The organism is Erwinia sp. AnSW2-5 (assembly GCF_045107195.1).
Taxonomy (GTDB): domain Bacteria; phylum Pseudomonadota; class Gammaproteobacteria; order Enterobacterales; family Enterobacteriaceae; genus Erwinia.
The window spans coordinates 64,380-90,073 of the sequence record NZ_JBJGXA010000036.1; the positions used below are offsets into that span (position 1 = coordinate 64,380).

The following is a 25,694-nucleotide window of genomic DNA, read 5'->3' on the forward strand; positions in this document are numbered from 1 at the left end:
CACGCAGCACTGCTGCTTCAGGAGAACCAAATGAAGAAGATTGAAGGCATTGTTCCCGTCATGCTGACACCGTTTACCGCTGATAACCAGATTGACTACCCGGGTCTTGAGCGGCTGATTAACTGGTATCTGACACAAGGCGTGGATGCGCTGTTTGCTGTCTGTCAGTCCAGCGAAATGCAGTTCCTCAGCCTGAACGAGCGCGTTGAACTGGCGAAATTTGTGGTGGAAAAAGTCCAGGGGCGCGTACCGGTCATTGCGTCCGGCCATATCAGCGATGCACTGGATGCGCAGATTACCGAACTGAGCGCGATGGCGAATACCGGCATTGATGCGCTGGTACTGGTCACCAACCATCTGGATCCGAAAAATGAAGGTAGCGAGGTGTTCTTCTCAACACTGAACGCCCTGCTGGAAGCCCTGCCGGTGACCATGCCACTGGGTCTGTATGAGTGTCCGGCGCCGTATCGCCGTCTGCTGACCGATGAAGAGTTCAGCTTCTGCGCCAACAGCGGCCGTTTTGTGGTGCTGAAGGATGTGAGCTGCGACCTGCCGACCGTGCAGCGTCGCGTGAAACTGGCAGAAGGCACGCCGTTCAATATCATCAATGCCAATGCTGCCATCGCCTGGCCCGCTATTCAGTCCGGCTCTAAAGGGTTCAGCGGGGTGTTCACTAACTTCCACCCTGAGCTGTATCACTGGCTCTACCACCACGGCGCAGAGCAGCCAGAGAAAGCGCAGGAGCTGTCATTATTCCTGTCACTGTCTGCGGTCACCGAAACCCTCGGCTACCCGAAAAACGCCAAAATCTATCACCAGCAGCTCGGCACGTTCGACAGTGAATTCTGCCGCGTAAATAAAGATAACGTGCTGGAAAAATTCTGGGGCCTGAGCGTACTGCTGGATCAAATCCAGCAGGGTACTGCGCTGTGGCAAAAGAAAATCGCGGGCTAGCCTTTCGCGCCGGGCGGCCAGTGAAAAAAGGCCGCCCGCTGTACCTTACACCCGCTAAACCAATAACAAATACTCGTCTGACGAGAATATAAACGGGAACATCATCATGATTTTTTGCGATCGCAACGACTGGGCGAGGGAACGTCATACCCTGCATCCGGTCATTAACCAGGCTCTGGAATGGATTGCTGCCACGGATTTCACCGCGCTGGAACCGGGTAAGTTCGACATCCTCCCTGATAACAAAATGTTTTGCCTCTACCAGACAATGGAAACCGAACCGGCCAGCGCCCGCCGCGCCGAGTCACATTTTAACTATGTTGATATCCAGTATCTGCTCTCCGGCGAAGAGACCATCGGCGTGGCGCGCGCGCATCCCGATCACGTGGTGGTCGAAGACCGTGCTGCGCAGCATGATATTGTGTTTTATCACCAAACCCATAATGAATCGATGATTGCGCTGGAAGCCGACACCTTTGTGGTGCTGTTTCCCCATGATGTTCATCGCCCCTGTTGCCAGACCCACGGTGTTTCCCGCATCCGCAAAGCGGTTATCAAAATCCACCTGAGCCTGTTTACTGACGAGAGATCCTCATGAAAAACGCCTCTGTTACTGCCTCTGGCGCGCAGCCGTTGACCGCGAACCCGCCGCAGCTCTCACGTCTGCGCTGGGGCATTATTCTGATCCTGCTGCTGGCGGCGGTGGTGAACTACCTTGACCGTGCGAACCTCAGCATTGCCAACACCACGATTGCCGCTGAATTCGGTTTTTCACAGACGGAAATGGGGATGCTACTGTCTGCGTTCCTCTGGCCCTACGCGCTGGCAAACCTGCCTGCGGGCTGGCTGGTGGATAAGTTTGGCCCGAAACGCATGTTCTCCTGGGCGCTGGGTCTGTGGTCCGGTTTTACCTTCCTGGCGGCCTTTGTGAACAGCTACTCGGTGTTTTATGGCCTGCGTATGCTGCTGGGGATTTCCGAGTCGCCGTTCTTTACCTCCGGGATTAAAATTACCCATCGCTGGTTTGGCGATAAAGAGCGTGGTCTGCCGACCTCGATCATCAATACCGGTTCGCAGATTGCTAACGCCATTGCTCCGCCCATCCTCACCGTACTGCTGCTGAGCTTCGGCTGGCGCGGCATGTTTATGGCGATTGGCTTGATGGGCATTCCATTGATGCTGGCATGGTGGAAATTCTTCCGTGACCCGGATGCACGTGAAGATGCACTGATTCATGCCGGTCACCGTAGCGTAACGGTCGAGGGCGAGAAGCCGGTAAAAACCAGCTGGGGCGCACTGTTTAAGCACCGTACCACCTGGTTTATGGTGATCGGTAACTTCTCGATTATGTTCACCATCTGGGTCTACCTGACCTGGCTGCCAAGCTATCTGGAGAAATCCCTTGGCTTCAGCCTGAAACAGACCGGCTGGATTGCCTCCATTCCTTTCTTTGCCGGTATTCTGGGTGTGCTGGTGGGGGGAATGCTCTCCGATAAACTGGTGCGCAGCGGAATGAAAGCGATCCATGCACGTAAGATCCCGATTGTGGTGGGTGCGGCGCTGGCAGCCTGCTTCGTTGCGCCGATCCCGTTTGTGGAAAGCACACCGCTGGCGATCACCTTGCTGTCGCTGGGCTATTTCTGTTCTCAGATGCCGCAGGGCGCTATCTGGACGCTGGCCACGGATATTGCACCGAAAGATCAGGTCGCGTCGTTGGGGGCAATTCAGAACTTCGGCGGTTTCCTCGGTGCGGCAATGGCACCGATTGTTACCGGGGTGATTCTGGATATGACGGGTAAATTCACCAATGTGTTCCTGCTGGGCGCCGGGTTGCTGATGCTGGGTGCGATCAGCTACGGCTTCTTTGTGAATAAACCGCTGGCCACGCGTCACTGATGGCGACGTGCCGTTCATTCCGTCATCAGGCTGGTCATCGTAAGCTGAATCGCGCTAGCATGGTGACACATTGTTAGCTAACGAGGATGGTATGGCGATTAAACTGATTGCGATTGATATGGACGGCACGCTGCTGAATCCGCAGCACGAAGTCACGCCGCGCGTGAAGCAGGCGATTCAGGCGGCACGCGACAAAGGTGTGGCGGTGGTACTGGCAACGGGTCGCCCGTTTATCGGTATCCAGCGCTACCTGGCGGAGCTGGACCTGCAACAGGAAGGGCAGTATTGCATCAGCAATAATGGCGCGCTGGTGCAAAAGGCCGATACCGGTGAATGCGTGGCGGAAGTGGCTGTCAGCTTTGACGACTATCTCTATTACGAACAGCTGGCACGCGAACTGGGCGTACATTTCCAGGCGTTGACGCAAACCCATCTGTACACCGCGAACAAAGATATCAGCCGGTTCACCATCCATGAGGCCAGCATGACCGGCATTCCGCTGCGTTATCGCCCGGTAGAAGAGATGGATGCTTCCATGACCTTTCCGAAAGTGATGATGATTGACGAGCCGGAACTGCTGGATGCGGCGATTGCCCGCCTGCCTGCTGAAGCCAGGGCGCGTAATACCATCCTGAAAAGCTCGCCTTACTTCCTGGAAATTCTGAATAAACAGGTGAATAAAGGCGCCGGGGTGAAAGCACTGGCCGATCGTCTTGGTTTACAGCGTGAAGAAGTGATGGCGCTCGGCGATCAGGAAAACGACCTGGCAATGCTGGAGTTCGCCGGAACAGGCGTCGCGATGGGCAACGGGATCGACGCCGTTAAAGCGATCGCGCAGTTTGTTACCACATCGAACCTTGAAGATGGCGTTGCCGTGGCCATTGAGAAGTTTGTGCTGTAATTCATTGCCTGCTGAAAGACGGCGGATACCCTAAATCCGCCGAATGCATTACCCTTAGCAAAACCGTGTTAAGGGCTTCCTGCCATGAAAGAAAAACAGCTTACCTTTGCGCCGCGTCATCATCAGTTGACCAATATTAACGTCTGGACCGCCGACAGCCAGTGGCTGGTGTACGACGTGCGTCCTTCCGGCGCGTCGTTTACCGGGCTGACCATTGAACGGGTGAATGTTGCCAGCGGTGAAACAGAAGTGCTGTATCAGGCCGGTGACGGTGCCCATGTGGGCGTGGTCACGGCCAGCCCCGATCTGCCTGCGCGCTATGTCTGCATTCATGGACCTGAGCACCCGGACAGCAAGTGGAAATATGATTTCCACCATCGTCGCGGAGTGATTATCCAGCAGGGAGTGGCGGAAAACCTCGACGCCTGCGACATCACTCCGCCTTTTACTGCCGGTGCGCTGCGTGGCGGCTCTCATGTGCATGTCTTCAGCCCGGACGGTTCACGCCTGAGCTTTACCTATAACGATCATGTGATGCACGAGTGGGATGTGGCGCAGGATCTGCGTAACGTCGGGGTAGCGGTGCCGCTGCATGCGGTGTGCCCGCCAAAAGATCACCCGCGGGAATATGATGGCAGCCACTACTGCGTGCTGGTCAGCCGGACCACGGTGGCGCCTCAGCCGGGCAGCGATGAGATCAACCGTGCGTATGAAGAGGGCTGGATCGGTCATCAAGGGTATCTGCGCGCTGACGGCAGCCGTCAGCGCTGGGCGCTGGCATTTATTGGCGATACGCTTTCAGAGGCGGGCGAAAAAGTACCGGAAGTGTTTATCGTCGACCTGCCGGAAAGTCACGCCGCGTTCGCGATAGCGGGCGATGAGCCGCTGGAAGGCACATCCACCCAACTGCCCGCCCCGCCGAAGGGGATACAGCAGCGTCGCCTGACGTTTACCGCTAGTCGCCGGTTCCCGGGACTGGCCACTGCGCCGCGCCACTGGCTACGCAGTTCGCCGGATGGCAGTGCCATTGCGTTTCTGATGAAAGATGATGCCGGGGTGGTGCAACTCTGGACAGTCTCACCGCAGGGCGGTGTACCGCGTCAGGTGACACACAGTGAGCATGATATTCAGTCGGCGTTTAGCTGGCACCCGGATGGGCAAAAGCTGGCCTTTGTCTGCGACAACAGCATCACCCTCTGTGAGGTTGCCAGCGGAACACTGCGCCGTATTACCCGGCGCAGCGATACTGCGCCTGTGGCAGATGCCGTGGTGTTCTCCCCCGACGGGCGATCTGTGGCCTATCTGCGTGACGGTAGTGACTACCGTCAGATCTTTACGGTGCAGGTGAGTTAACAGCGTAAGGCGCCATCGTCTGCGACATGACTTCGTCGGTATGATTCGCCTGCTCGCTGCGGTGTACGCGTTCACGCGGCGAGTCGGTATCACCGGAGCGATAATAGTCCAGCGGCAGGAGTAACGTATCCAGCACGGCAGAGAAAGGCAGGTCGAGCGCCGCCAGCGGCTTTATCACCCAGCCGCTGTTTTCATCGGTCAGCGCGTTCGCACTGGCCCGTGTCCCGGGGTAATAGCCATCGCTGGGACCACTGTGCATCATCATGCTTGAGCAACCGCTGGTACTGACCAGCGACACGCAGGCGACAAATCCGGCAATATGACATTTCTTCAATGTTTTCATCTTGATTATCCCTTCAGTCTTTGCAACCTGGCTGAGACTTCATTACCGGCGTGTCGATTGACGCTGACCACTCTGCGGTGGTTAATCCGATGGCCCGGCGAACTCATCCCTGAGTGTATGTCATTCGCTGCTTTCAGGTAAAAAAATCGTAATTTCATCCCTTGAAAGCATCGATTTCATCACCATTTTATTTTTACGGTCAGTAAAACCTGCGCCGACAGGGCAGTGTTTTCTGAACCGACGACCCGTCCATTATGGAGGGCCGACACCACTCACTCGCTGAATATCAGGAGCTGTAACATGCGTAATTTTGACCTTGCCCCACTTTATCGCTCGTCCATTGGCTTTGACCGTTTGATCAACCTGCTGGAAACCAGCCAGAGCCAGGGAGCCAACAATGGCGGCTACCCGCCATACAACGTCGAGCTGGTGGGCGAAAACAACTACCGTATTACGATTGCCGTCGCCGGCTTTGCTGAGAGTGAACTGGAGATTACCTCCCACGACAATCTTCTCAGCGTACGCGGGTCGCATCCGGACGAGCAGCAGGAGCGCACCTATCTGTATCAGGGCATTGCCGAACGCAATTTTGAGCGCAAATTCCAGCTGGCCGAGCACGTACATGTGCGCAATGCCAAACTGGAAAACGGCCTGCTGTATATCGACCTGGAACGCGTGGTACCCGAAGCCCATAAACCGCGCCGAATCGAAATTTTGAAATAATACGCAGTTGTTAACGGGCCACCCGCGTCAGCGGGTGGCCTTTATTTTATCCTTCGCGATGCGCCCGCTCGACTTCTTCGGTCAGGATCGTAATGCCCCGCTCAATCTTATCGCTATCCGGCACATAGTTCATGCGCATGCACTGATGTGTATGCGGCCACTCCTGCTCCAGCCCCGGGAAGAATAAATGCCCTGGCACCATCAACACACCGCGCTTTTTCAGCCGCTGATACAGCACTTCCGTGGTGATCGGCAGATCTTTAAACCATAACCAGAGGAAAATTGCCCCTTCGGGTTTATGGATCAGACAGCGTTCGGGTGATAAATAGCGGCGAATAAGCGCAATGGTCTGCGTCACGCGTTGCTGATAGAACGGTTTGATCACCTCTTCTGACAGCCGCAGCAGATCGCCGCGTTGGATCATCTCATTGGCGATCGCCGGCCCGACGCTGCCGGGTGCCAGGCTGATAATGCCATTCATATTACTGACGGCAGAGATCACTTTTTCATCGGCAATAATAATGCCGCAACGTGCGCCAGGCAGGCCGAGTTTGGAGAGGCTCATGCACAGAATAATATTGGGATTCCACAGCGGACGGGCTTCGCTGAAGATAATGCCGGGGAACGGCACGCCGTAGGCGTTATCGATCAGCAGCGGAATATCATGCTGCTGGGCCAGCGCATCCAGCTTGAGCAATTCATCGTCGGTGATCACATTACCGGTGGGATTGGTCGGGCGTGACACACAGATCAGGCCAGTATCGTCACCGATATGCAGATGTTCAAAGTCGACGTGATACTTGAACTGTCCCTCCGGCAGCATTTCGATATTGGGCCGCGTCGAGACAAACAGATCTTCATCCAGGCCGGCATCGGCATAGCCAAGATACTCAGGGGCCAGGGGGAAGAGAACGCGTTTTTTACTGCCATCGGCACGGTAACCTGCGTACAGGTTAAACAGATAGAAGAAGGCGCTCTGACTGCCGTTGGTCAGGGCAATATTTTCCGGGGCAATCTCCCAGCCGAGCTGTTCGCGCAACAATGCTGACAGTGAATCCAGCAGCGTTGTTTTACCGCGTGGGCCGTCATAATTGCACAGGGCTTCTGCCAGCTTGCCTTCATCATGCATCTGTTGCAGCAGCTGCTGAAAATAGTCGTTCATCGCCGGGATTTGCGCAGGATTCCCGCCGCCCAGCATCACCGCGCCAGGCGTTCGCAGACCTTCACCCATATCTTCCATCAGACGTGTAATACCTGAATGGCGCGTAAATTTTTCACCAAATGCCGAAAAGCTCATACCCTGTTAATCACTTGTTATCTACAACGGGTGACCACCTTAACGCCAGCACCTGTGGGATGCAATCTTCCGCAGGCGCGATCGCATTTGTCCCTCTCTCGGCATGTCCTTCTGGCTGTGCGCGGTATAGGGGCGGGGTTTTTTAGCTGAATCGTTTTAATCTGAGGAGGTTCATAACTGATGCTCATCACGTTTATTTATGTATATCGATCTACTGGCGTACTTTTTAGTGACCTGGTGCACGTTTAAAGGAGTAAAAACAGCCAATAAATCAGTCGGTGATACCTGTCACGTTTTTATCCTGCGCTGATTTGTAGTCTGTGGTTCGATAAAGCTTAATCAATTCAGCTAAAGGATGAGAACCATGAAAAAAACACTTCTGGCAGGGGTAGTGATGGCGGTAATCAGCGGTCAGGCAGCAGCACAAAGCTGGTTGCTGACAGATGCTGAAAGCAGTACGGAGAAGGGAAACTGGCAGGTTAACAGCCAGCAGCTGAAGCTGGCGGGTGAAAACTTCAGCATTGAGCAAAAAGTCCTGCACGGCGGCAAGCAGGAAGGTTCTAAAGTGCTGACCATTACCAGCAAAAACGGCCTGACCATCAGTCTCAGCCCGACGCGAGGTATGGATTTACTGAAAGTGACGGGGCATGGCGTGCGCCTGGGCTGGGATTCGCCAGTGAAAGAAGTGGTTAACCCGGCTAATATCAACCTGGAGAGCCGTAATGGCCTGGGCTGGCTGGAAGGTTTCAACGAAATGATGGTGCGCTGCGGCTTTGAATGGACCGGCCACCCGGTGACCAAAGACGGGGTGATCTACACGTTGCACGGTAAAGCGGGCAATACTCCGGCGTCCAAGGTTGAAGTGATCGTGGATGACCGGGCGCCGCATGAAATTCGTATTCGCGGCCTGCTGAAAGAAACCACCTTTAAAAAAGCGAATCTCGAAACCTGGACCGAGCTGCGCTATGTGCCGGGTTCCGACGCCTTTACCGTGCACGATGTGCTGACCAACCAGGCCGATTATCCGCACGACTACCAGATTATCTATCACAGCAACTTCGGTACGCCGATCCTTGAAAAAGATGCGCGCTTTATCGCGCCGCTGAAATCCGTGTCGCCGTTCAATGACTACGCCAAAAAAGGGCTGGATGGCTGGAATGTTTACGGCGCGCCGACCAAAGACTTTGATGAGATGGTATTCAACCTGACGCCGAAAGCGGACAGCAACGGAAAAACCGTGGCGGCAGTGATCAACAGTAAAGGCGATAAAGGGGCATCGATTGAGTTTGATACCCGCCAGCTTCCGCTGCTGACCATGTGGAAAAATACCGACACCCTGAAACAGGGCTATGTCACCGGGATTGAGCCGGGGACTAACTACGCTTATCCGGTCACCATTGAGAAAGAGCAGGGACGAGTCAAACAGCTACAGCCAGGGCAGAGCACCGCGTTCACCCTGACCTACACGCTGCTGAAAGATGCCAGCGCAGTGCAGAAAGTGGAGCAGCGCGTGAAGCAGATCCAGGGCGATGAAACGGTAGCGATCAAAGAAACCCCAATCGCGAAGGAATAATCGGTAACGGGTCGACCGAAACAAAAGGTCGACCCGTGTTTATCCCCGATTAACGCGGGTTCACACAGTTCTTCTCAACCTTACCGCTTAACGCAGCAATCAGATTATCCACTGCATCCTTCGCCATACCGTAACGCGTTTCATGCGTGGCAGAGCCAATATGCGGCAGCGCCACCACGTTGCGCAGTTGCAGCAGCTCAGAGCTAACCGGCAACGGTTCCTGCTCAAACACATCCAGCCCAGCGGCATGGATCGTCCCGTCCTTCAGGGCCGCAATCAGCGCCTGCTCATCAACCACCGGCCCACGTCCGGCGTTAATCAGCACGGCACTCTTCTTCATCTTCGCCAGCTGTTCACGGCCAATCAGATGGTGGGTCTGCGCTGTTAGCGGCAGACTGATGCAGAGGAAATCAGACTCCGCCAGCAGCGTATCAAGGTCACAATATTGCGCGTCAAAACGCTGTTCAGCCTCGGGATGCTGTTTGCGGGCGTTATACAGGATCGGCATACCGAAGCCAAAATGCGCACGCTGCGCCAGCGCCAGGCCGATGCGGCCCATGCCGAGGATGCCGAGCTTCTTGTGGTGAACATCAATACCGTACCAGTCAGGGGCGATGCTCTTTTGCCACTCGCCCGCTTTGACGCGCTCTGCCAGTTCTACCACGCGACGTGCTGAACTGAGGACCAGTGCCATCATGGTATCGGCAACGGTTTCGGTTAGCACGGTTGGCGTGTGCATCAGCAGGACGCCGTTGTCATTCAGCGCCGCCACGTCAAAGTTGTCATAACCCACGGACACCGTCGAGGCCACGCGCAGCTTTGGCATGTGCTGCAAAAACCCCGCATCCACTTTGCCGCCGGACCCCAGAATACCTTCTGCTTCACTGAACGCGGAGGCATGAGCGGCGAGGGTTTCCGGGCTTAAGTCCTTCACTTCAGTCACGCGGCAATGTTCATCCAGCCGTGCGCGCAGTTCGTCAGGTAACGACTTATAGAGCACTACATTCGGTTTCATTCGATTCTCTCTGTTCAGGTAGTCGATAGATTAAGCCTGTCTTGCACCATCAGGCAGCGGCATCTGTTTGTTCTGTGCGGGTTTCACGATCAACGTCAGCCAGACGGAAACCAGCAATGCGCTGCCCATGAAAATATACGAGGCCGATGGGCTGCCGGTGGACCCGTTCAGGTAACCCACCACCCAGGAACCGAGGAAGGAACCCAGAGCACCCATGGCGTTGATCAGCGCCATTGCCCCACCGGCAACGTTACGTGGCAGCATTTCCGGGATAATGGCAAAGAAGGGTCCGTAAGGGGCATACATCGCGGCCCCGGCGATCACCAGCAGAGCATAAGAGAGCCAGAAATTACCTGGCCCCACCAAATATGACCCTAAAAAGGCCATTGCACCAATCAGCAGTAACGGCCAGACAAACAATTTGCGATTTTGTAATTTATCCGATGCCCAGGAGACAACAATCATGGCGATGGTCGCGGCCAGATAAGGCACTGAAGATAACCAACCGGCTTCCACCATGCCCATTTGCGTGCCGTTACGCAGAATGGAAGGCAGCCACAGGACAAAACCGTAAACGCCAATACTCCAGCAAAAATACTGTGCGCACAGGATAATGACGTTTCGTGACTTAAAGGCTTCAGCATAGTTGCGAACCGCTTTCAGACCCTCCTGTTCTTTCTGCAACTGCGCCTGCAATGCGGCTTTCTCTGCATCACTCAGCCATTTGGCCTGCGCCGGTTTATCCTGCACCAGGAACCACCACGCCACCGCCCAGATCACCGCCGGGAAACCTTCGATAATAAACATCTCACGCCAGCCGAAGGCGTTGATCAGATACCCAGACACCACCGACATCCACAGCACCGTGACCGGATTACCGAGGATCAGAAAGGTATTGGCACGCGAACGCTCTGATTTGGTAAACCAGTTACTGATGTAGATCAGCATTGCGGGCATGACCGCGGCTTCCACCACCCCCAGCGTAAAGCGGATAGCCGCCAGCATGGGAATGTTGCTGACCATCCCGGTGAGCGTGGCGCAGATGCCCCATAAAATCAGGCACCAGAACACCAGTTTTTTTACGCTGCGCCGTTCGGCATAGATCGCCCCGGGGATCTGGAAGAAGAAATAACCCAGAAAGAACAGTGCGCCCAGCAGCGAGGAGACGCCTTTGGTGATGCCGAGATCGTCATTAATCCCTGCGGCAGAGGCGAAGCTAAAGTTCGCGCGATCCAGGTACGCCAGGCTGTAGGTGATAAACACGATGGGCATGATGTACCACCAGCGTTTCGGCGCGATTGTCTGATTTTTCATAAGTCTTCCTCGGTGGCCGCATTCTGTTGTAGGGGACGATGCGGTTTGTTTTTCCGGGTTGTAACGGTGTTAGAAATCACCCAGCGCGGTGCGCGTCGGTAATCCTTCACTGTCACCGATGGCCTGAATAGCCAGCGAGCCAATTTTGTTACCGCGCCGTATCGCTGCCGGTAACGGTTTTCCTTCCAGTAAGGCGCTGATCACGCCGACGGCGAAACCGTCTCCGGCTCCGACGGTATCCACCACGTTATCCGTTCTGATCGCCGCTATCTGGCCGCTGTCGCCGTCGGCGGTTTTGTACCAGGCCCCGTCGCTGCCGGTTTTGATCACCACCGCTTTCACACCCATTGCCAGGTAGAAGTCGGCAATAGCTTCCGGCTGCGTGTAGCCGGTCAGGATCTGGCCCTCTTTAATGCCCGGCAGCACCCAGTCGGCAAACTGTGCCAGGCCATTGAGCTGTTTCACCATCTGCTGCTCACTGGACCACAGCACCGGACGCAGATTGGGATCGAAGGAGATGGTTTTTCCTTGTTTTTTCATCTCACCCGCTACCTGCTGTAACAGCGCCAGCGAGCTGTCAGACAGGGCCGCCGCCACGCCGCTGAGATGCAGATGACGCGCGGAAGTGAAGTAACCGGGGTTGAGGGTAAAGTCGTCAACGGAGAGGTGGCTGGCGGCAGAGCCTTTGCGGAAGTACTCCACCCGTGGATCGGAACCGTCGTCGACTTTCGATTTCAACTGAAAACCGGTGGGATAACGCGCATCGGTGGTCACCAGACGGCGATCAACGCCTTCGTGATCCAGCTGCTGGCAGGCAAAGCGGCCAAAGGCATCGTCACCGATGCGGCTGACCCAGCCCACCTTCAGGCCAAGACGGGCGAGGCCAATCGCCACATTGAGTTCCGCCCCGGCAATACGTTTACTGAAATGGCTGACGCTGGCGAGATCGCCGCACTCATCGGCCACAAACATCGCCATGGCTTCGCCAATAGTCACGACATCCAGCGGGCTGTTTGCATCAATACTCATGATTTACTCCTCACGCAGCAGGTCAACATAGTGGCGGGTGACGGCCACCAGGTCCGGCCCTTCCAGTGGAAACTCAATGGCACGCGGCACGTCTGATGGCAACAGCGCCAGCGTTTCGCGCCACAGATCGTCGGCGTCATCCAGCGCGACGGTGCGCCAGCCATCGCCTTCAGGCACTGCGGCTTTAACGTGAATGTAGCTGACGTAGCGGTTTAAGCGGCGGGCGGCCTCCAGCGGGTTATCACCCACCCACAGCCAGTTGCCCATATCAAAGGTCATGCCGTTGCAGGTACGGCTTTCGCCGCAGGCGTGGAAGAAACGGTCAAGGGCGGCCAGTTTTCCGCCGTCGGTCTGATCGTTTTCCACCACCAGATGCACTTTTTTTCCGGCAAGTTTGCTGCGCAGTTCATGGCAGACGAAATCGGGCTGATAGTTGCCCAGGGCATATTTCAATAGCTGGGCATTGAGCTGTTCAGCTTCGGAAAAGTGCTGATCGAGCCGTGGATTCAGTGAACCATCGGCCATAAACAGCGCTTCCGGCACGGAATAGAACGCCACCAGCCGCGCTGCGTGGATGGCCTCTGCCAGCAGCGGCAAGGTCGTCAGCTGCTGTTCGCTAAAAAGCTCGCGGCGGATCTCCACGCCATCGGCACCTGCGGCGGCAATAATTGGCAGCAGCGCCTGCTGACCCCCCAGGGCGGCAACCTGCTTGTGTCCGTAGGCGGCGGTGACGACGATGACTTCTCTTTTCATGGGGTTCTCCGGGGAATATCCACCTGTTCTGCTAAAAACGTTAGATGGAACCGGTTCCAAAAGAAAGGATCAGTGCAGAGTTTTATGATCTCGCTCACGATGTGAGCTTTTGGGCGCAGGGAAAAATCTTAAAAAAGAGGTCAGGAGGGTTGCGTACAGGGGGGAGAAGTGTGGTTGATGATGATCCTGCCGGGTCTACAAGGTGGCAGGATCACGGCAGTGTTAGCGCGTCAGTCTCTGTGTTGACCCACGCACAATCAGTTCGCCGCTGAAAACCTGTTCATGGCGTGGCGCATCGTCGCCGCCAATACGTTTCAGCACCTGTTCGAGGGCAGAATAACCTATCTGCCAGGTGGGCTGTTTCAGGGTGGTGATACCGACACCGGCCAGTTCTGCCCACTCCAGTTCGTCAAAGCCCAGCAGGCCGATCTGCTCGCCCCAGTTGAGATCCAAACGGCGCAGTGCGCGGGCAACCTGTAGTGTCAGCGCACCATTGACCACCATCACCGCACAGGGCGCGGCATGATGGCGCTGATAAAATGCCTGCAGCACCGCTTCCAGCCGCTCGCTGTCGCCGAGGGCAATTTCGGCCTGTTCAGCCACGAGATCGGGGTGTTGCGCCATGCGCTGGCGGAAACTGTGTACGCGCTCCAGTCGGGTGTTCACCAGGCCCAGTGGTTCGCTGATAAACAGCACGGCCCGATAGCCCTGATCCAGCAGATGTTCTGTGGCCATCAGGGCCGCCGTGCGGTTATCCAGACCGACCACATCACAGTCGAACGCCGGGATTTTACGGTCAATCAACACCATTGGCAGCAGCGATTGCTGGAGCTGATTCAGCGCCTCTTCGTGCATGCCGACCGCATTCACCACGATCCCTTCCACCTGATAGCTGTTGAGCAGGTTGAGATAGTGTCTTTCAAGGTCCACTTCGTTATTGGTGTTACACATCAGCAGGGTAAAGCCACTGGCACGGCAGGCCGCTTCAATGCCGCTTAGCACATTCACCGAATAGGGATTGGTAATATCCGCGATAATCAGACCAATGAGTTTGGTGCGGCCGCGTTTAAGGCCGCGTGCCATCTGGCTGGGGCGATAATTGAGCGTGGCAATGGCTTGCTCAATCCGTGTTTTAAGGTCGACGGAGAGTGCGCTCAGTTCACCATTAAGATAGCGCGAAACGCTGGTTTTTCCGGTGTTCGCGGCTTTAGCGACATCGCTGATGGTGGCTTTGGCGGCCTTACGGTTCATGATGTTCCCTGATGGTGATGATTGCGCGAGCCTACCACAACTTCGCTTATCACGGCAGCATCAGGGCAGTTTCAACTGCGGTTGCCACAATACCTGCAAGGTGCTGACGTCTTCTCCCTCAATCAGCCTCAGTACCATCTCAGCCACCTGCTGGCCGACATCAGGGCGCGTGGCCTGAACAATACTGGTGACCGGATCGGCGACCACGGAATCCGCAGGCAGACCATCGTACACCACCAGCTCAATACGCTGCGTGCCAGTGAGCAAGCCCGCTTCCCGCAGGGCAATGGCGGCGCCGTCACCCAGCATATTGCAGTCGGTGATGATCGCCTGAGGGCGCTGCGGCTGCGCCAGCAACTGACAGGTCAGGCGATAGCCTTCCCGGCGGGTAGGTTCGATGCGCCAGCATGCATTCTGATCCAGGCCGCGCAGCGCCAGCGCATCAAGAAAACCCTGGCGGCGCTGGTCAACAAAGGTCTGATCGTGATGGCTGCCCAGCCAGGCGAAGCGTTGCAGCCCGGCATCGGCATAATGCGCAACGGCTAACGTTGGCCCGACGTAGTTATCGAAATCAAACCAGGCGTAAGGCGTTGCCAGCTCGCTGCGACCCAGCGCCAGAAATGGAAAGCCCAGCTGTTGCAGTTTGATCAGACGGCTGTCGTGTCGCGCAGTGTGCGCGACAATCAGCGCATCCACGCAGTGCGTGCGCAGCATACGCTGCATGCCGCGATGGTCGTCATGGGTATCGTCGGCGATGATCAGCAGATCAACATCGGACTGCGCAAGCGATTGCGCCGTGGCGCCCATCATTTCGACGAAGCTGATATCGTTAAACGGCAGTGGGGTGACGGGAAAAAGCAGACCTACTGCATTGGTGCGCCCGGTTTTCAGGCGGCGTGCAACAGCATTCGGGCGGTATCCGATCCGTCTGGCTTCTTGTTGAATTCGCTGACGCGTCTCTTCTGCCACGTCGTCATAGCCATTAAGGGCCCGACTGACGGTGGTAACGGAGAGGCCCAGTGCACTGGCGATGGCTTTGAGCGACATGTGTACGGCGTGTGGGTGATCAATTTCTGCGCAGGGTAGCACATATCGCTAAGGCTCACTACGAGATGGCGAGATTATTCCCAAAATCAGGAATAATCTACCCGGCAGGTGAGTGCCGGGTAGGGGAGACGCTTACAGTGGGCTGAGAGTGATCTCAACGCGACGGTTTTGTGCTTTGCCTTCTGCGGTGCTGTTCGAGGCGATAGGGTTATCTGGCCCCATTCCCTGAGTGCGCACGCGGCTACCCTCAACGCCCTGAGTGATCAGTGCGCTGCCCACGCCATCCGCACGCTGCTGGGAGAGCGTCATGTTCAGCTGACGGCTGCCGCTGCTGTCGGTGTAACCGATCACGTTAACCGCGGTTTTTGGATACTCTTTCAGTACCATCGCCACGCCGGTCAGCGTATTGGCACCAGCGGGTTTCAGCGTGCTGCTGTTGGTGTCAAAGGTGACATTGTTTGGCATGTTCAGCACGATGTTGTCGCCATTACGCGTCACGCTCACGCCAGTGCCTTTCATCTTATCGCGCAGTTTGGCTTCCTGCACATCCATGTAGTAACCCGCACCACCGCCCAGAGCTGCACCGGCAGCGGCGCCGATCAGTGCGCCTTTACCCCGATCTTTTTTGGATGAGGAGAGCATGCCAACGCCCGCACCCAGCGCGGCACCGATGCCCGCGCCAATACCGGATTTACCCGCTTCGCGTTCGCCAGTGTAAGGGTTGGTGGTACAGCCCGCCACACTCAGGGTGCCGCACAGCACCAGGGCAAGTGTCATGATGCTTTTCTTCTTCATTAGGGGGTTCCCTCTCATTCGCAGCAAGTGGACAAAATTGCCCGTAAACGCGATCATTATGCCGATGAAATGAGAGGGAAATACGTAGGCTTATTCCCAAATTTGTAAGCGAAAGCTACTTAATATTATCAGGATGGCAAAAACAGGTGGTGGTATGTTCACTGATCAGTCCACAGGCCTGCATAAATGAGTAACAGGTGGTGGAACCGACAAATTTGAACCCACGCTTTTTCAGTGCTTTTGACATGGCGTCTGAGATGGCGCTGGTGGTGGGCGCGGTACGATAGTCAGTAAAACGGCTGACCTGCGTTTGATGATCAACGAAATTCCAGATAAACGTTTTGAAATCTTCTCCGGCGGCTTCCATTGCCAGCAAGGCGCGTGCGTTAGCCATCATCGCCGTGATCTTTCCCCGGTGGCGGATAATGCCACTTTCCTGCATCAGTCGCTCAATATCGTCGTCATTCATCGCCGCCACCGCCCGGACATCAAAATGATGAAACAGGCGACGATAGTTTTCGCGTTTTTTCAATACGGTCAGCCAGGATAATCCCGCCACCTGACCTTCCAGGCAGATCATTTCAAATAACGCCTGTGTTTCGGTGTGGGGTACGCCCCATTCCGTATCGTGATAGGCGATATATAACGGATCTGCAGAAACCCAGCCACAACGTTGCATTGTACTCTTCCCTTTACTGGTTATTTATACAGCATTCTAGCGGAGCATCTGGCTTTTGCGCAATCAATGTTCATTGTTTTCATCGGTTGGCTCAGGTCGTTGGCGGCTCCGTGCGGGCAAAACTGTCACGCTGGAACAGAGCGGTGGCAAGCTTGACCAGAGAAGGCCGGTTCACATTCCAGCCCGGCGCCACGCGACGGAAGTTCAGATAGCACAGGGTGCAGGCCGTCGCAATATCGGCCAGCGTAATCTGTGAGCTGTTCAGCCATTTACCTTTCACCGCCGCCGCTTCCAGCGCATCCAGCCCGCGCTGAATTTTATCGCGCTGGCGCAGTATTTCGCTGGTGGACTGCTGGTCAGGATCTTTCTGCTGTTCGCGCACGATCAGCAGCGCGGCATCACAGACGCCATCGGCAAGCGCTTCCAGCTGGCGTACCTCGAGCTGGGCGCGCGGATCGACGGGCAAAAAGGCCGGGTCGAGATGCAGCAGTTCCAGGTACGCAGCGATTATCGACGAGTTGTACCACACCTCATTATCGTCACTGACCAGCGCCGGGACTTTTCCCAGCGGAGTGTAATCTTTGACATGGCTGCCTTCGTGCCACGGAGATTCATTGACGAACTCAAAGGTGATGCCCTTTTCCAGCAGCATCACTGAGATTTTGCGTACATACGGACTGGTGTAATTGCCGATCAGCTTCATGCCTACTCTCCGGGGAATAAAAAGGGATTCAGACTGCTGCGGGCAAAGCCTTCTTGCTCCATACGTGCATCCAGGATCAGCGAGGCCAGATCGTCCGCCACCGGCTCAACCGCCGGGTCTTTATCCTGATACAGCATCTTCAGGTAGGTGCCACAGTCACCGCAGCTTTCGGCTTTGATCGCTGAGGCTTCACTCTCCAGCGACCAGTAATGCAGGTCACCCATTTTTTCACAGTTGCTGCATTTGGCGCGCATCACATACCACTCGCTTTCACACAGATTGCAGTGCAGGTAGCGCAATTCGTCCTGGCGGCTGCCCATATGGGTAATGCTGGAAACGGGCACACTGGCGCAGACCGGGCAAAACTGACGTTGTTCACCCGCTTCTGCTCGCGCTTTTCCTGGGATCAGTGCCGCCATCTGCGCCCAGTACAATGACAGTGCTGCCCATATAAACGGGGATTTATCGCTGCTGACCTGGGCGAACTCACTGGCGAGCAGTGCGCTGGCCATCGCTTCCAGCTCGGAGAAGGAGGCTTTTTCCAGGTTTTCCAGCACGGAGATCGCCTGACCGGTCATTTCCGGCTTCAGCTCGGCGATCAGCGAATGTAGCAGCCGTTGCCAGTGCCCATCGCGCGGCAGGGTGCTGATATCCAGCGGCGGTTTGCCCAGACGCGCACTCTCTTCCAGCCGCGCCCGCAGATCCATCTCTAGCGGATGGTCATACAGGACGATCTCCTGCGCGGTGGCGATCACCGCCGCAAAGCGCAGGTAGTCACCTAGCGGATTTTTCTCCGCCAGCTGGCGCAAACGCGCGGCTCGGCGGCTGTAGAGTTGCTTGAGCCGGGGGAAAAGGAGCGGCGGAATAGTCTCCGCCGTCATCAGATCGCTTTTCTCCAGCGGGTCCTGCGGGATAATGCGAATGGTCATCAGGGGCCTTTTTCCTGTTTTCTTGCCGATGCTGCTGCTCTTATTCGCGACGATAGCAGCCCAAAATACGCACTTCTGTCCGAAATTATAGCGCCCGGTATCGTCCACTTCCTTGTTTTGCACAATTTTTTGGATGTTTTTCATCCAAATCAGGTTCTGCTGACTTTCATCACGTCATCCGTGGTTCGATGTGGGGCAATATTTTTGCGCAGCGTAGGTGAGAGGTTCACAATATGCACAGACGTGTTTTCTAACACGCACGAGGTAAAATAACACCACAAGAAAAATGTGGTTGAATGGGGCGACGGCATTCAGTGAATGAAAAACAGTACAAAACAGAGGTAAACCAGCCGGCAATCTCCGGTGCGCGCCAGATAGCGGTCTGGCAGCGTGATGCATTGCAGCAGGCGCAGCCGGACTGGCTGGCAGAAGAGGTGCCCGTTGCGCTGGTGTACAACGGCATCTCCCATGTGGTGATGATGGCGACGCCTAAAGATCTGGAGGCGTTCGCTGTCGGTTTTTCATTATCGGAAGGAATTATCACTTCTCCGGCCGATATTTTCGGCATCGATGTGGTGCCGGGGTGCCACGGGATTGAAGTGCAGGTCGAACTGTCCAGCCGCTGCTTTATGGCTTTGAAGGTGCAGCGTCGGGCGATGGCCGGTCGTACCGGCTGCGGAGTCTGTGGCGTGGAGCAACTGGCCGAGATCGGCAAACCGGTACAGCCGCTGCCGTTTACGCAACATTTTGATTTTCAGCACCTTGATAACGCACTTCGTCAGCTAAAAGATGTTCAGCCGGTCGGCCAGCTGACCGGTTGCACCCATGCTGCTGCCTGGGTGACACCCGCGGGAGAATTGAGCCTCGGCTGTGAAGATGTGGGCCGTCATGTGGCACTGGATAAACTGCTGGGGATGCGCAGTAAAGCGCTCCCTGCTGCGGGCGCGGTGCTGGTGTCCAGCCGCGCCAGCTATGAGATGGTGCAGAAATCCGCGATGTGCGGCGTAGAAATTCTGTTTGCTGTTTCAGCCGCCACACAGCTGGCGGTAGAGGTTGCGCAGCGCTGCAATCTGACGCTGGTGGGCTTCAGTAAACCGGGGCGGGCAACGGTGTATACGCATCCGCAGCGGTTGCGTTAAGCCAGAACCACCTGAGGCAGCACCTGCTGTAAGGCGGTGAAAGCAGGCAGGGTGGCCGCGCCGCTGTCGGTGACCAGCGTGCTGACCTGCTCGATGCTGGCATAGTTCATGCGGCTGTTGAGGCCGAGTTTGGTGTGATCGGCCAGCAACATCAGCCGCCCGGCTTGTCGGGTCATAGCACGCGCGATGGCCGCTTCGTGTGGCTGAAAACTACTGGCGCCGTGTTTGGCATCCAGCCCGACAGGGGAGAGCACCGCGACGTCAGCGCGGAAGCGATAAATCTCATCCACAGTCAGCTCTCCACGCGTCTCCTGTGCGCCAGCCAGCATGTTGCCGCCCAGCAGGATCACCTGATTGTTCAACGTTTCATGTTCTTCTGCGGCACAGAGTTTGAGCGCCGCGTTCAGGCTGTTGGTGATAATGGTCAGCCCCGACATTGAGCGCAATTCTTCAGCCAGCATCGTGGTGGTGCTACCGGCATCCAGAAACACGGTCTGACCGGGCTGCAACAGCTGTGCGGCGGCGCGGGCGATAGCACGTTTCTCTTTCGCCATCACGGAACTGCGTACCGTCAGCGGGGGTTCCGGTGTGGCATTCAGCGCCACCAGGCCGCCGTGGACGCGTTTCGCCAGCCCCTGGGCTTCCAGTTCAATAATGTCCCGGCGGGCGGTTTCGCGCGAAATACCCAGTTCTTTAATGATCCGTTCGGTACTCACCTGGTTGAGGGTGCTCAGTAGCGCCCGGATGCGGTGTAAGCGTGTTTCCTGCAACATAGTTCTGATTTCCTGACGATAACTCACCGACATAGCCTAACCGACAATGCTGCGCTCTGCATGTGTATTTTATTGTATTTGTGTATTTGGTTGCATTTGACGTAAAAGTTGCCATGATGAAGGTCAGACATTGCTGACTGCCTGTCGCCAGGCAAACCTCAATTTTGCAACGGGAGTGATCATGGCCACACGTTCAACCATTATGGATACCAACAGTTTTCGCGCCGAACATGCTGACGGTCTGGATGCGGATGTGCGCAAGCTGACGGATAAACGCAGCAAGGTGCTGGGTGAGTCTTACCGCCTGTTTTACCGTAAGCCGGTGCATCTGGTACGCGGGAAAGGCCAGTATCTGTGGGATGCCGCCGGGGATAAATACCTCGACGTGTACAACAACGTCGCCAGCATCGGCCATTGCCACCCGGCGGTGATTGATGCGGTGTATCAGCAGATGAGTCAGCTGAACACCCACACCCGTTATCTGCATGAAGCCATCCTCGACTACTCTGAGCAGCTGCTAGCGACGGCACCGGCGGAAATCGACCGCGCCATGTATATGTGCACCGGCTCGGAAGCCAATGACCTGGCGATCCGCGTGGCGCGTGCTTACAGCGGCGGCACCGGAATTATTGTCACCCAGGAGTCTTATCACGGTACCAGCGACCTCACTTCCGGTGTGTCTCCGGCGCTGGGCAGCGGTCAGCCGCTGGCCGCAACCACTCGCCTGGTGCTGCCGCCGGACCGCTACCGCGTGGATGCCCCGGACCTCGGCGCCTGGTTTGCCCATGAAATTCAGAAGCAGATCGATGATATGGCAGCACACGGCATTAAGTTTGCCGGTTTCCTCGCGGATTCTATCTTCTCTTCCGACGGCGTGCTGCCGGGGCCAAAAGGCTTCCTGAAGCAGGCGATTGATGTGGTGCATAAGAATGGCGGCATCTTTATTGCCGATGAAGTGCAGCCCGGCTTTGCCCGAACCGGTGAGGCATTCTGGGGCTTTGCCCGTCACAATGTGGTGCCCGATGTGATCACCACCGGCAAGCCGATGGGGAACGGGATCCCGGTGTCCGGCCTGCTGGCGAAAAGCGATGTGCTGGCCGCGTTCAGCGATGATATTCCTTACTTTAATACCTTCGGCGGGAACCCGGTTGCGATGGCAGCGGCGCAGGCGGTGCTGAAAGTGATCAAAGAAGAAGGATTGCAGGAGCACAGCCGCGTGGTGGGGGCGAAGCTGTTGGCGGAGCTTGCCACGCTGAAGGATAAGTACGAGTGCGTGGGCGATGTGCGCGGTGCCGGTCTGTTTATCGGCTTTGAACTGGTGAAAGACAAAGCCAGCAAAACGCCGGACAAACAGCTGGCGCTGGATGTCACCGAGATGCTGCGTGAAAACCATGTTCTGACATCAGTGGCCGGCCCGTATGGCAACGTTCTGAAATTACGCCCGCCGTTGGCATTCCAGGAAAGCGATATCGACTGGCTGGTTGGTGCGCTGGATAAGTCCCTGGCCGCCTTAGGGCGCTAACGCCTCCAGGGTCACTCACGGGCCGATCGGAAAAATGATCGGTCCCTGCAACGCATTTCGATCCGTATTGAGAAAACACCCCCTTAGATCATTTGGTTGTAACCTGCCGGGTAAAAGATATAACGCCGACCATCCGCCAGCTGTGATGAATACCCTTATCAATACCGGGGCATTGATATCTCTTTTCCCGATCATTTATTTAACTATAATGATCCGACTGCTTACGCGGTGCTGATCTGCGAGCGCCGCCCATAATCTGAATGGAGACGATGAACATGAGTTATTCACTGCCATCCCTGCCTTATGCGTATGACGCACTGGAACCGCATTTTGACAAGCAGACCATGGAAATTCACCACACTAAGCATCACCAGGCTTATGTGAACAACGCGAATGCCGCGCTGGAAGGAACTGAGTTTGCCAATCTGCCCGTTGAAGAGCTGATTGCTAAACTGGATCAACTGCCAGCGGACAAAAAAGGCCCACTGCGTAACAACGCTGGCGGCCACGCTAACCACAGCTTCTTCTGGAAAGGTCTGAAAACCGGCACCTCTCTGGGCGGCGACCTGAAAGCAGCCATCGAGAAAGATTTCGGCAGCGTTGACGCGTTCAAAGCAGAATTCGAAAAAGCGGCAACGACCCGTTTCGGTTCTGGCTGGGCGTGGCTGGTCAAAAAAGGCGACAAACTGGCGGTCGTTTCTACGGCTAACCAGGACAGTCCTCTGATGGGCGAAGCCATTTCTGGCGCATCCGGTACGCCGATCATCGGTCTGGATGTGTGGGAACACGCTTACTACCTGAAGTATCAGAACAAACGCCCTGACTACATCAAGGCGTTCTGGGACGTGGTTAACTGGGACGTGGCAGCAGCGAACTTCAACGCGGCTTAATCACCTCAGTTATCGATGACCCTAACCGGCGACATGTTCGCCGGTTTTTTTTTATCTCTCTTCTGACGGCGTCCGCTTTGGTGCAGCATAACTACGATGCATCTGGCAATTATTACCCATCTTTCCACTGGTTATCAGCGCCGTGCCAGCGCTTACCCCTGTAGTGTATGGACATCTGGATGGCTAATAACATTTTGTGTTAGCTTATGCCCTTTCGTTCGTTGCCTGCCGTGACAATCCATTAAAAAATGCGGCGCACCCCTTTATTTATTGAGCTTGAGAAAACACGCCCATGACCGCGATAAATCGCCTTGAAATGCGCCAGATCTCCATCGCTTTTGGCGGTTTTTCGGCGCTGAAATCCGTCGACCTTATTCTGGAAGGGCATTCTATTCATGCGCTGACCGGAGCCAACGGAGCCGGGAAATCCACGCTGATGGCGGTGCTCTCGGGCGCATACGATCACTACAGTGGCGAAATCCTGCTGGATGGGCAGCCCGTCACGATCCGCTCCCCTCGCGATGCAAAACAGCTGGGCATCCACCTGGTACAACAGGAAGTGGATGTGGCACTGGTGGCTGGCCTGAGCGTGGCAGAAAACATCATGCTTGACCGTCTGGCCGAAGGTGGCCAGCTTTATCGCTGGGGCGAGATGCGTCGTCAGGCCCGGGCGTTGCTGGCGCAGTTAGATGTGCAGATTGACGTGAAGCGCCAGGTGGAACAGTGCACGCTGGCGGAAAAACAGCAGATCCTGCTGGCACGTGCGCTGTCGCATCACTGCCGTTTTCTGGTGCTGGATGAACCGACCGCCCCTCTCGACCAACACGAAAGCGAAAAGCTGTTCGCCGTGGTGCGCCAGCTGCAAAGTCAGGGTATTGGTGTGGTGTTTATCTCCCACCGTATTCACGAACTGAATGCTATCTGCGACCGTCTGACGGTACTGCGTGACGGTGAACTGATTGAAAGCGGCCCGATGCAGGGATTAAGCGGCGAACAGATTGTCGAGAAGATGCTGGGTCATCAGCTTGATGATATTTATCCGCCATCACGCCCGCCGTTCAGTGAGGAAACCCTGCTGCACATTGCCGGGCTACATGACGAACACCTGTTAAAAGATATCAGTCTGACGCTGAAGAAAGGTGAGATCCTCGGCATCGCCGGGCTGGCTGGCGCAGGCAAAACCGAGTTGTGTAAGGCGCTGTTTGGTGCCAGTAAAAGCCGGGTTCAGCATGGCGAACTGCACGGCAAACCGTGGAAACCGACCTCTCCGCATGCGGCGGTAGATAACCGTATGGCGTTGATCCCGGAAGAGCGCCGGAAAGAAGGCATCTTTATTGAAGAGTCGGTGGTGATGAACCTCAGCGTAACGGCAGATAACAGTTTTTCCCGCTGGAGCCTGTTTGGTCACCGCCAGGCGTGGCGCTGGGCAGAAGAAGTCATCGGTAAACTGGGCATCCGTACCACCGGGCCAAGGCAGACGCTGCGTCGCTTGTCCGGGGGGAATCAGCAAAAGGTGGCGATTGGCAAATGGCTGCGCAATAACGCTGATGTGTTGATCTTTGATGAACCGACCAAAGGCGTGGATATTAAGGCCAAAACCGACCTGTTCGAGCTGATCGACGGGCTGGCCCGCCAGGGAAAAGGGGTGATTTACGCCTCTGGCGAATTTTCTGAACTGGTTGGCCTGTGCGACCGCATCTGCGTACTGTGGGACGGGCGCATTGTGGCGGAAATGGCGGCAAATGACGTCGATGAAGAGACACTTTTACTTTATTCCACCGGAGGAACGCCTGCGTGAGCAGCAAAGAAATTTCCCTGAAGGCGGCACCGTCCGTCCGACACCAGCTATTTGATTTTCTCTATAAGTGGGGAATGTTGCTGACAGTAGTGGCGCTGATCGCGGGCTTTGGTCTGGCCTCAGACAGCTTCCTGGAACCCACCAATATCATCAATATCCTGCGTTCCATCGCCATTGTGACGGTGATAGCAATTGGTGTATCGATTTCGCTGACCATCGGCGGTTTTGATCTCTCCGTGGGGTCGACCGCATCGCTGGCGAACTCGCTGGTGATCTCACTGTTCGTCTGGTACGGCTTCGGCCCGACGCAGGCGATTGCCCTGACGCTGCTGCTCTGTACCCTGGTCGGTCTGTTTAATGCCTTCATGATCGTGGTGCTGAAAATTCCTGACATGCTGGCCACGCTCGCCAGTCTGTTTGTGGTGCAGGGTGTGGCGATGACCTACAGTTTCGGTGGCTCGATTACCGAGAACATGGTGCTGCCAGGCGGCGATATGGCCGAAGGCACCATCCCGGCGGTGTTCTCATTGCTGGGCCAGGTGCCGATTATCGTGATTGTCATGCTGGCGGTGACGGTGGTGGCACAGCTGCTGCTGTCGCTGACAAAACATGGCCGCCGTATGTATGCCATTGGCGGTAACCCGGAAGCCGCCAGGTTATCGGGTATCCGTACCACGCGCTATCGCGTGCTGGCCTATGTGATTTCGGCATTGCTGGCGGGGCTTGGCGGCATTTTGCTGGCTTCGCGTATTGGTTCCTCGCAGGTCAACGCCGGTGGCGGGTATCTGATGGATGCAGTGGCAGCGGCCTGGATTGGTCTGTCACTGGCGGGTGCTGGAAAACCCAACGCGCTGGGTACGCTGCTCGGCGCAGTGATCCTCGGTGTATTACAAAATGGTCTGGTGATGCTGTCCGTACCTTATTACGCGATGGACATCATTAAAGGCCTGGTGCTGGCGGTTGCGCTGGCCATTACCTACGTACAGCGCCGTCAGGCGTAACATTTTCAGACAGGGT

25 protein-coding genes are annotated in these 25,694 nt (G+C 56.0%); 12 read left to right on the forward strand and 13 right to left on the reverse strand.

Annotation, left to right across the window (positions count from 1 at the left end):
• Nucleotides 1–30: 30 nt before the first annotated feature.
• From ACFL9S_RS20715 to ACFL9S_RS20735, 5 genes are all read left to right on the forward strand, one after another.
• Nucleotides 31–954 (forward strand): dihydrodipicolinate synthase family protein, encoded by a 924-nt coding sequence (locus ACFL9S_RS20715; RefSeq protein ID WP_405263731.1) that lies wholly within the window; start codon nt 31–33, stop codon nt 952–954.
• Between the two features lie 106 nt (nt 955–1,060).
• Nucleotides 1,061–1,552: a YhcH/YjgK/YiaL family protein gene (locus ACFL9S_RS20720; RefSeq protein ID WP_405263732.1), complete on the forward strand. Its 492-nt coding sequence runs from the start codon at nt 1,061–1,063 to the stop codon at nt 1,550–1,552.
• Complete coding sequence (locus ACFL9S_RS20725) at nt 1,549–2,850, forward strand: MFS transporter (RefSeq protein ID WP_405263733.1); 1,302 nt, start codon at nt 1,549–1,551, stop codon at nt 2,848–2,850. Before ACFL9S_RS20720 ends, ACFL9S_RS20725 begins: the two co-directional genes overlap by 4 nt.
• Nucleotides 2,851–2,941: 91 nt before the next feature.
• A complete protein-coding gene (gene yidA / locus ACFL9S_RS20730; protein WP_405263734.1) occupies nt 2,942–3,751 on the forward strand; it encodes a sugar-phosphatase in 810 nt (269 codons plus the stop codon).
• A gap of 84 nt (nt 3,752–3,835) precedes the next feature.
• Nucleotides 3,836–5,104, forward strand: coding sequence for a DUF3748 domain-containing protein (locus tag ACFL9S_RS20735; protein WP_405263735.1), 1,269 nt, complete (start codon nt 3,836–3,838; stop codon nt 5,102–5,104).
• On the opposite strand, the gene ACFL9S_RS20740 is transcribed toward ACFL9S_RS20735, so the two are convergent.
• On the reverse strand, nt 5,085–5,447 hold the full coding sequence (locus ACFL9S_RS20740; RefSeq protein WP_405263736.1) for a YceK/YidQ family lipoprotein: 363 nt from the start codon (nt 5,445–5,447) through the stop codon (nt 5,085–5,087). The two genes, ACFL9S_RS20735 and ACFL9S_RS20740, sit on opposite strands and share 20 nt — an antisense overlap.
• A 300-nt stretch (nt 5,448–5,747) precedes the next feature.
• Here ACFL9S_RS20740 and ibpA point away from each other — a divergent pair, with 300 nt between their 5' ends.
• A complete protein-coding gene (ibpA, locus tag ACFL9S_RS20745; RefSeq protein ID WP_405263737.1) occupies nt 5,748–6,170 on the forward strand; it encodes a small heat shock chaperone IbpA in 423 nt (140 codons plus the stop codon).
• 46 nt (nt 6,171–6,216) lie between these two features.
• Here ibpA and ACFL9S_RS20750 read toward each other — a convergent pair whose 3' ends face one another.
• Nucleotides 6,217–7,467 carry a valine--pyruvate transaminase gene (locus ACFL9S_RS20750; RefSeq protein ID WP_405263738.1) on the reverse strand — a complete coding sequence of 417 codons (1,251 nt, stop codon included), beginning with the start codon at nt 7,465–7,467 and terminating at the stop codon, nt 6,217–6,219.
• A 364-nt stretch (nt 7,468–7,831) separates the two neighbouring features.
• On the opposite strand from ACFL9S_RS20750, the gene ACFL9S_RS20755 reads away from it, so the two are divergent.
• Nucleotides 7,832–9,040 carry an aldose 1-epimerase family protein gene (locus ACFL9S_RS20755; RefSeq protein WP_405263740.1) on the forward strand — a complete coding sequence of 403 codons (1,209 nt, stop codon included), beginning with the start codon at nt 7,832–7,834 and terminating at the stop codon, nt 9,038–9,040.
• Between the two features lie 49 nt (nt 9,041–9,089).
• Here ACFL9S_RS20755 and ghrB read toward each other — a convergent pair whose 3' ends face one another.
• The 10 genes from ghrB to fdhE form a co-directional block, all read right to left on the reverse strand.
• Entirely contained in the window at nt 9,090–10,055 is a 966-nt protein-coding gene (gene ghrB, locus ACFL9S_RS20760; protein ID WP_405263741.1) for a glyoxylate/hydroxypyruvate reductase GhrB, read from the reverse strand.
• Between the two features lie 30 nt (nt 10,056–10,085).
• The gene (locus ACFL9S_RS20765; protein ID WP_405263742.1) at nt 10,086–11,369 is read right to left on the reverse strand and encodes an MFS transporter; all 1,284 of its coding nucleotides are present in this window, start codon (nt 11,367–11,369) and stop codon (nt 10,086–10,088) included.
• Between the two features lie 69 nt (nt 11,370–11,438).
• Nucleotides 11,439–12,398, reverse strand: a complete 960-nt coding sequence (locus ACFL9S_RS20770) for a sugar kinase (RefSeq protein WP_405263744.1) — start codon at nt 12,396–12,398, stop codon at nt 11,439–11,441.
• Nucleotides 12,399–12,401: 3 nt separating this feature from the next.
• A complete protein-coding gene (locus tag ACFL9S_RS20775) occupies nt 12,402–13,151 on the reverse strand; it encodes a sugar phosphate isomerase/epimerase family protein (RefSeq protein ID WP_405263745.1) in 750 nt (249 codons plus the stop codon).
• 222 nt (nt 13,152–13,373) lie between these two features.
• On the reverse strand, nt 13,374–14,402 hold the full coding sequence (locus tag ACFL9S_RS20780; RefSeq protein WP_405263746.1) for a LacI family DNA-binding transcriptional regulator: 1,029 nt from the start codon (nt 14,400–14,402) through the stop codon (nt 13,374–13,376).
• A 60-nt stretch (nt 14,403–14,462) separates the two neighbouring features.
• The gene (locus ACFL9S_RS20785; protein ID WP_405263747.1) at nt 14,463–15,449 is read right to left on the reverse strand and encodes a LacI family DNA-binding transcriptional regulator; all 987 of its coding nucleotides are present in this window, start codon (nt 15,447–15,449) and stop codon (nt 14,463–14,465) included.
• 132 nt (nt 15,450–15,581) lie between these two features.
• Nucleotides 15,582–16,226 (reverse strand): OmpA family lipoprotein, encoded by a 645-nt coding sequence (locus tag ACFL9S_RS20790; RefSeq protein WP_405263781.1) that lies wholly within the window; start codon nt 16,224–16,226, stop codon nt 15,582–15,584.
• A 133-nt stretch (nt 16,227–16,359) separates the two neighbouring features.
• Entirely contained in the window at nt 16,360–16,923 is a 564-nt protein-coding gene (locus ACFL9S_RS20795) for a DNA-3-methyladenine glycosylase I (protein WP_405263748.1), read from the reverse strand.
• Between the two features lie 91 nt (nt 16,924–17,014).
• Nucleotides 17,015–17,626 (reverse strand): glutathione S-transferase, encoded by a 612-nt coding sequence (locus ACFL9S_RS20800; protein WP_405263749.1) that lies wholly within the window; start codon nt 17,624–17,626, stop codon nt 17,015–17,017.
• Nucleotides 17,627–17,628: 2 nt separating this feature from the next.
• Nucleotides 17,629–18,555 (reverse strand): formate dehydrogenase accessory protein FdhE, encoded by a 927-nt coding sequence (gene fdhE / locus ACFL9S_RS20805; protein ID WP_405263750.1) that lies wholly within the window; start codon nt 18,553–18,555, stop codon nt 17,629–17,631.
• A gap of 314 nt (nt 18,556–18,869) precedes the next feature.
• Between fdhE and fdhD the strand changes: the two genes are divergently transcribed.
• Nucleotides 18,870–19,694, forward strand: coding sequence for a formate dehydrogenase accessory sulfurtransferase FdhD (fdhD, locus tag ACFL9S_RS20810; RefSeq protein ID WP_405263752.1), 825 nt, complete (start codon nt 18,870–18,872; stop codon nt 19,692–19,694).
• Here the strand turns inward: fdhD and ACFL9S_RS20815 are convergent.
• Nucleotides 19,691–20,467: a DeoR/GlpR family DNA-binding transcription regulator gene (locus ACFL9S_RS20815; RefSeq protein ID WP_405263753.1), complete on the reverse strand. Its 777-nt coding sequence runs from the start codon at nt 20,465–20,467 to the stop codon at nt 19,691–19,693. The two genes, fdhD and ACFL9S_RS20815, sit on opposite strands and share 4 nt — an antisense overlap.
• Before the next feature lie 181 nt (nt 20,468–20,648).
• On the opposite strand from ACFL9S_RS20815, the gene ACFL9S_RS20820 reads away from it, so the two are divergent.
• The 4 genes from ACFL9S_RS20820 (at nt 20,649) to ACFL9S_RS20835 (ending at nt 25,678) form a co-directional block, all read left to right on the forward strand.
• The gene (locus ACFL9S_RS20820; RefSeq protein WP_405263754.1) at nt 20,649–21,989 is read left to right on the forward strand and encodes an aspartate aminotransferase family protein; all 1,341 of its coding nucleotides are present in this window, start codon (nt 20,649–20,651) and stop codon (nt 21,987–21,989) included.
• 275 nt (nt 21,990–22,264) lie between these two features.
• A complete protein-coding gene (sodA, locus tag ACFL9S_RS20825; protein WP_405263755.1) occupies nt 22,265–22,879 on the forward strand; it encodes a superoxide dismutase [Mn] in 615 nt (204 codons plus the stop codon).
• A gap of 292 nt (nt 22,880–23,171) precedes the next feature.
• Nucleotides 23,172–24,677: a sugar ABC transporter ATP-binding protein gene (locus ACFL9S_RS20830; protein ID WP_405263756.1), complete on the forward strand. Its 1,506-nt coding sequence runs from the start codon at nt 23,172–23,174 to the stop codon at nt 24,675–24,677.
• Nucleotides 24,674–25,678, forward strand: coding sequence for an ABC transporter permease (locus ACFL9S_RS20835; RefSeq protein WP_405263757.1), 1,005 nt, complete (start codon nt 24,674–24,676; stop codon nt 25,676–25,678). The genes ACFL9S_RS20830 and ACFL9S_RS20835 overlap by 4 nt, the downstream gene beginning before the upstream one ends.
• Nucleotides 25,679–25,694: the final 16 nt, after the last annotated feature.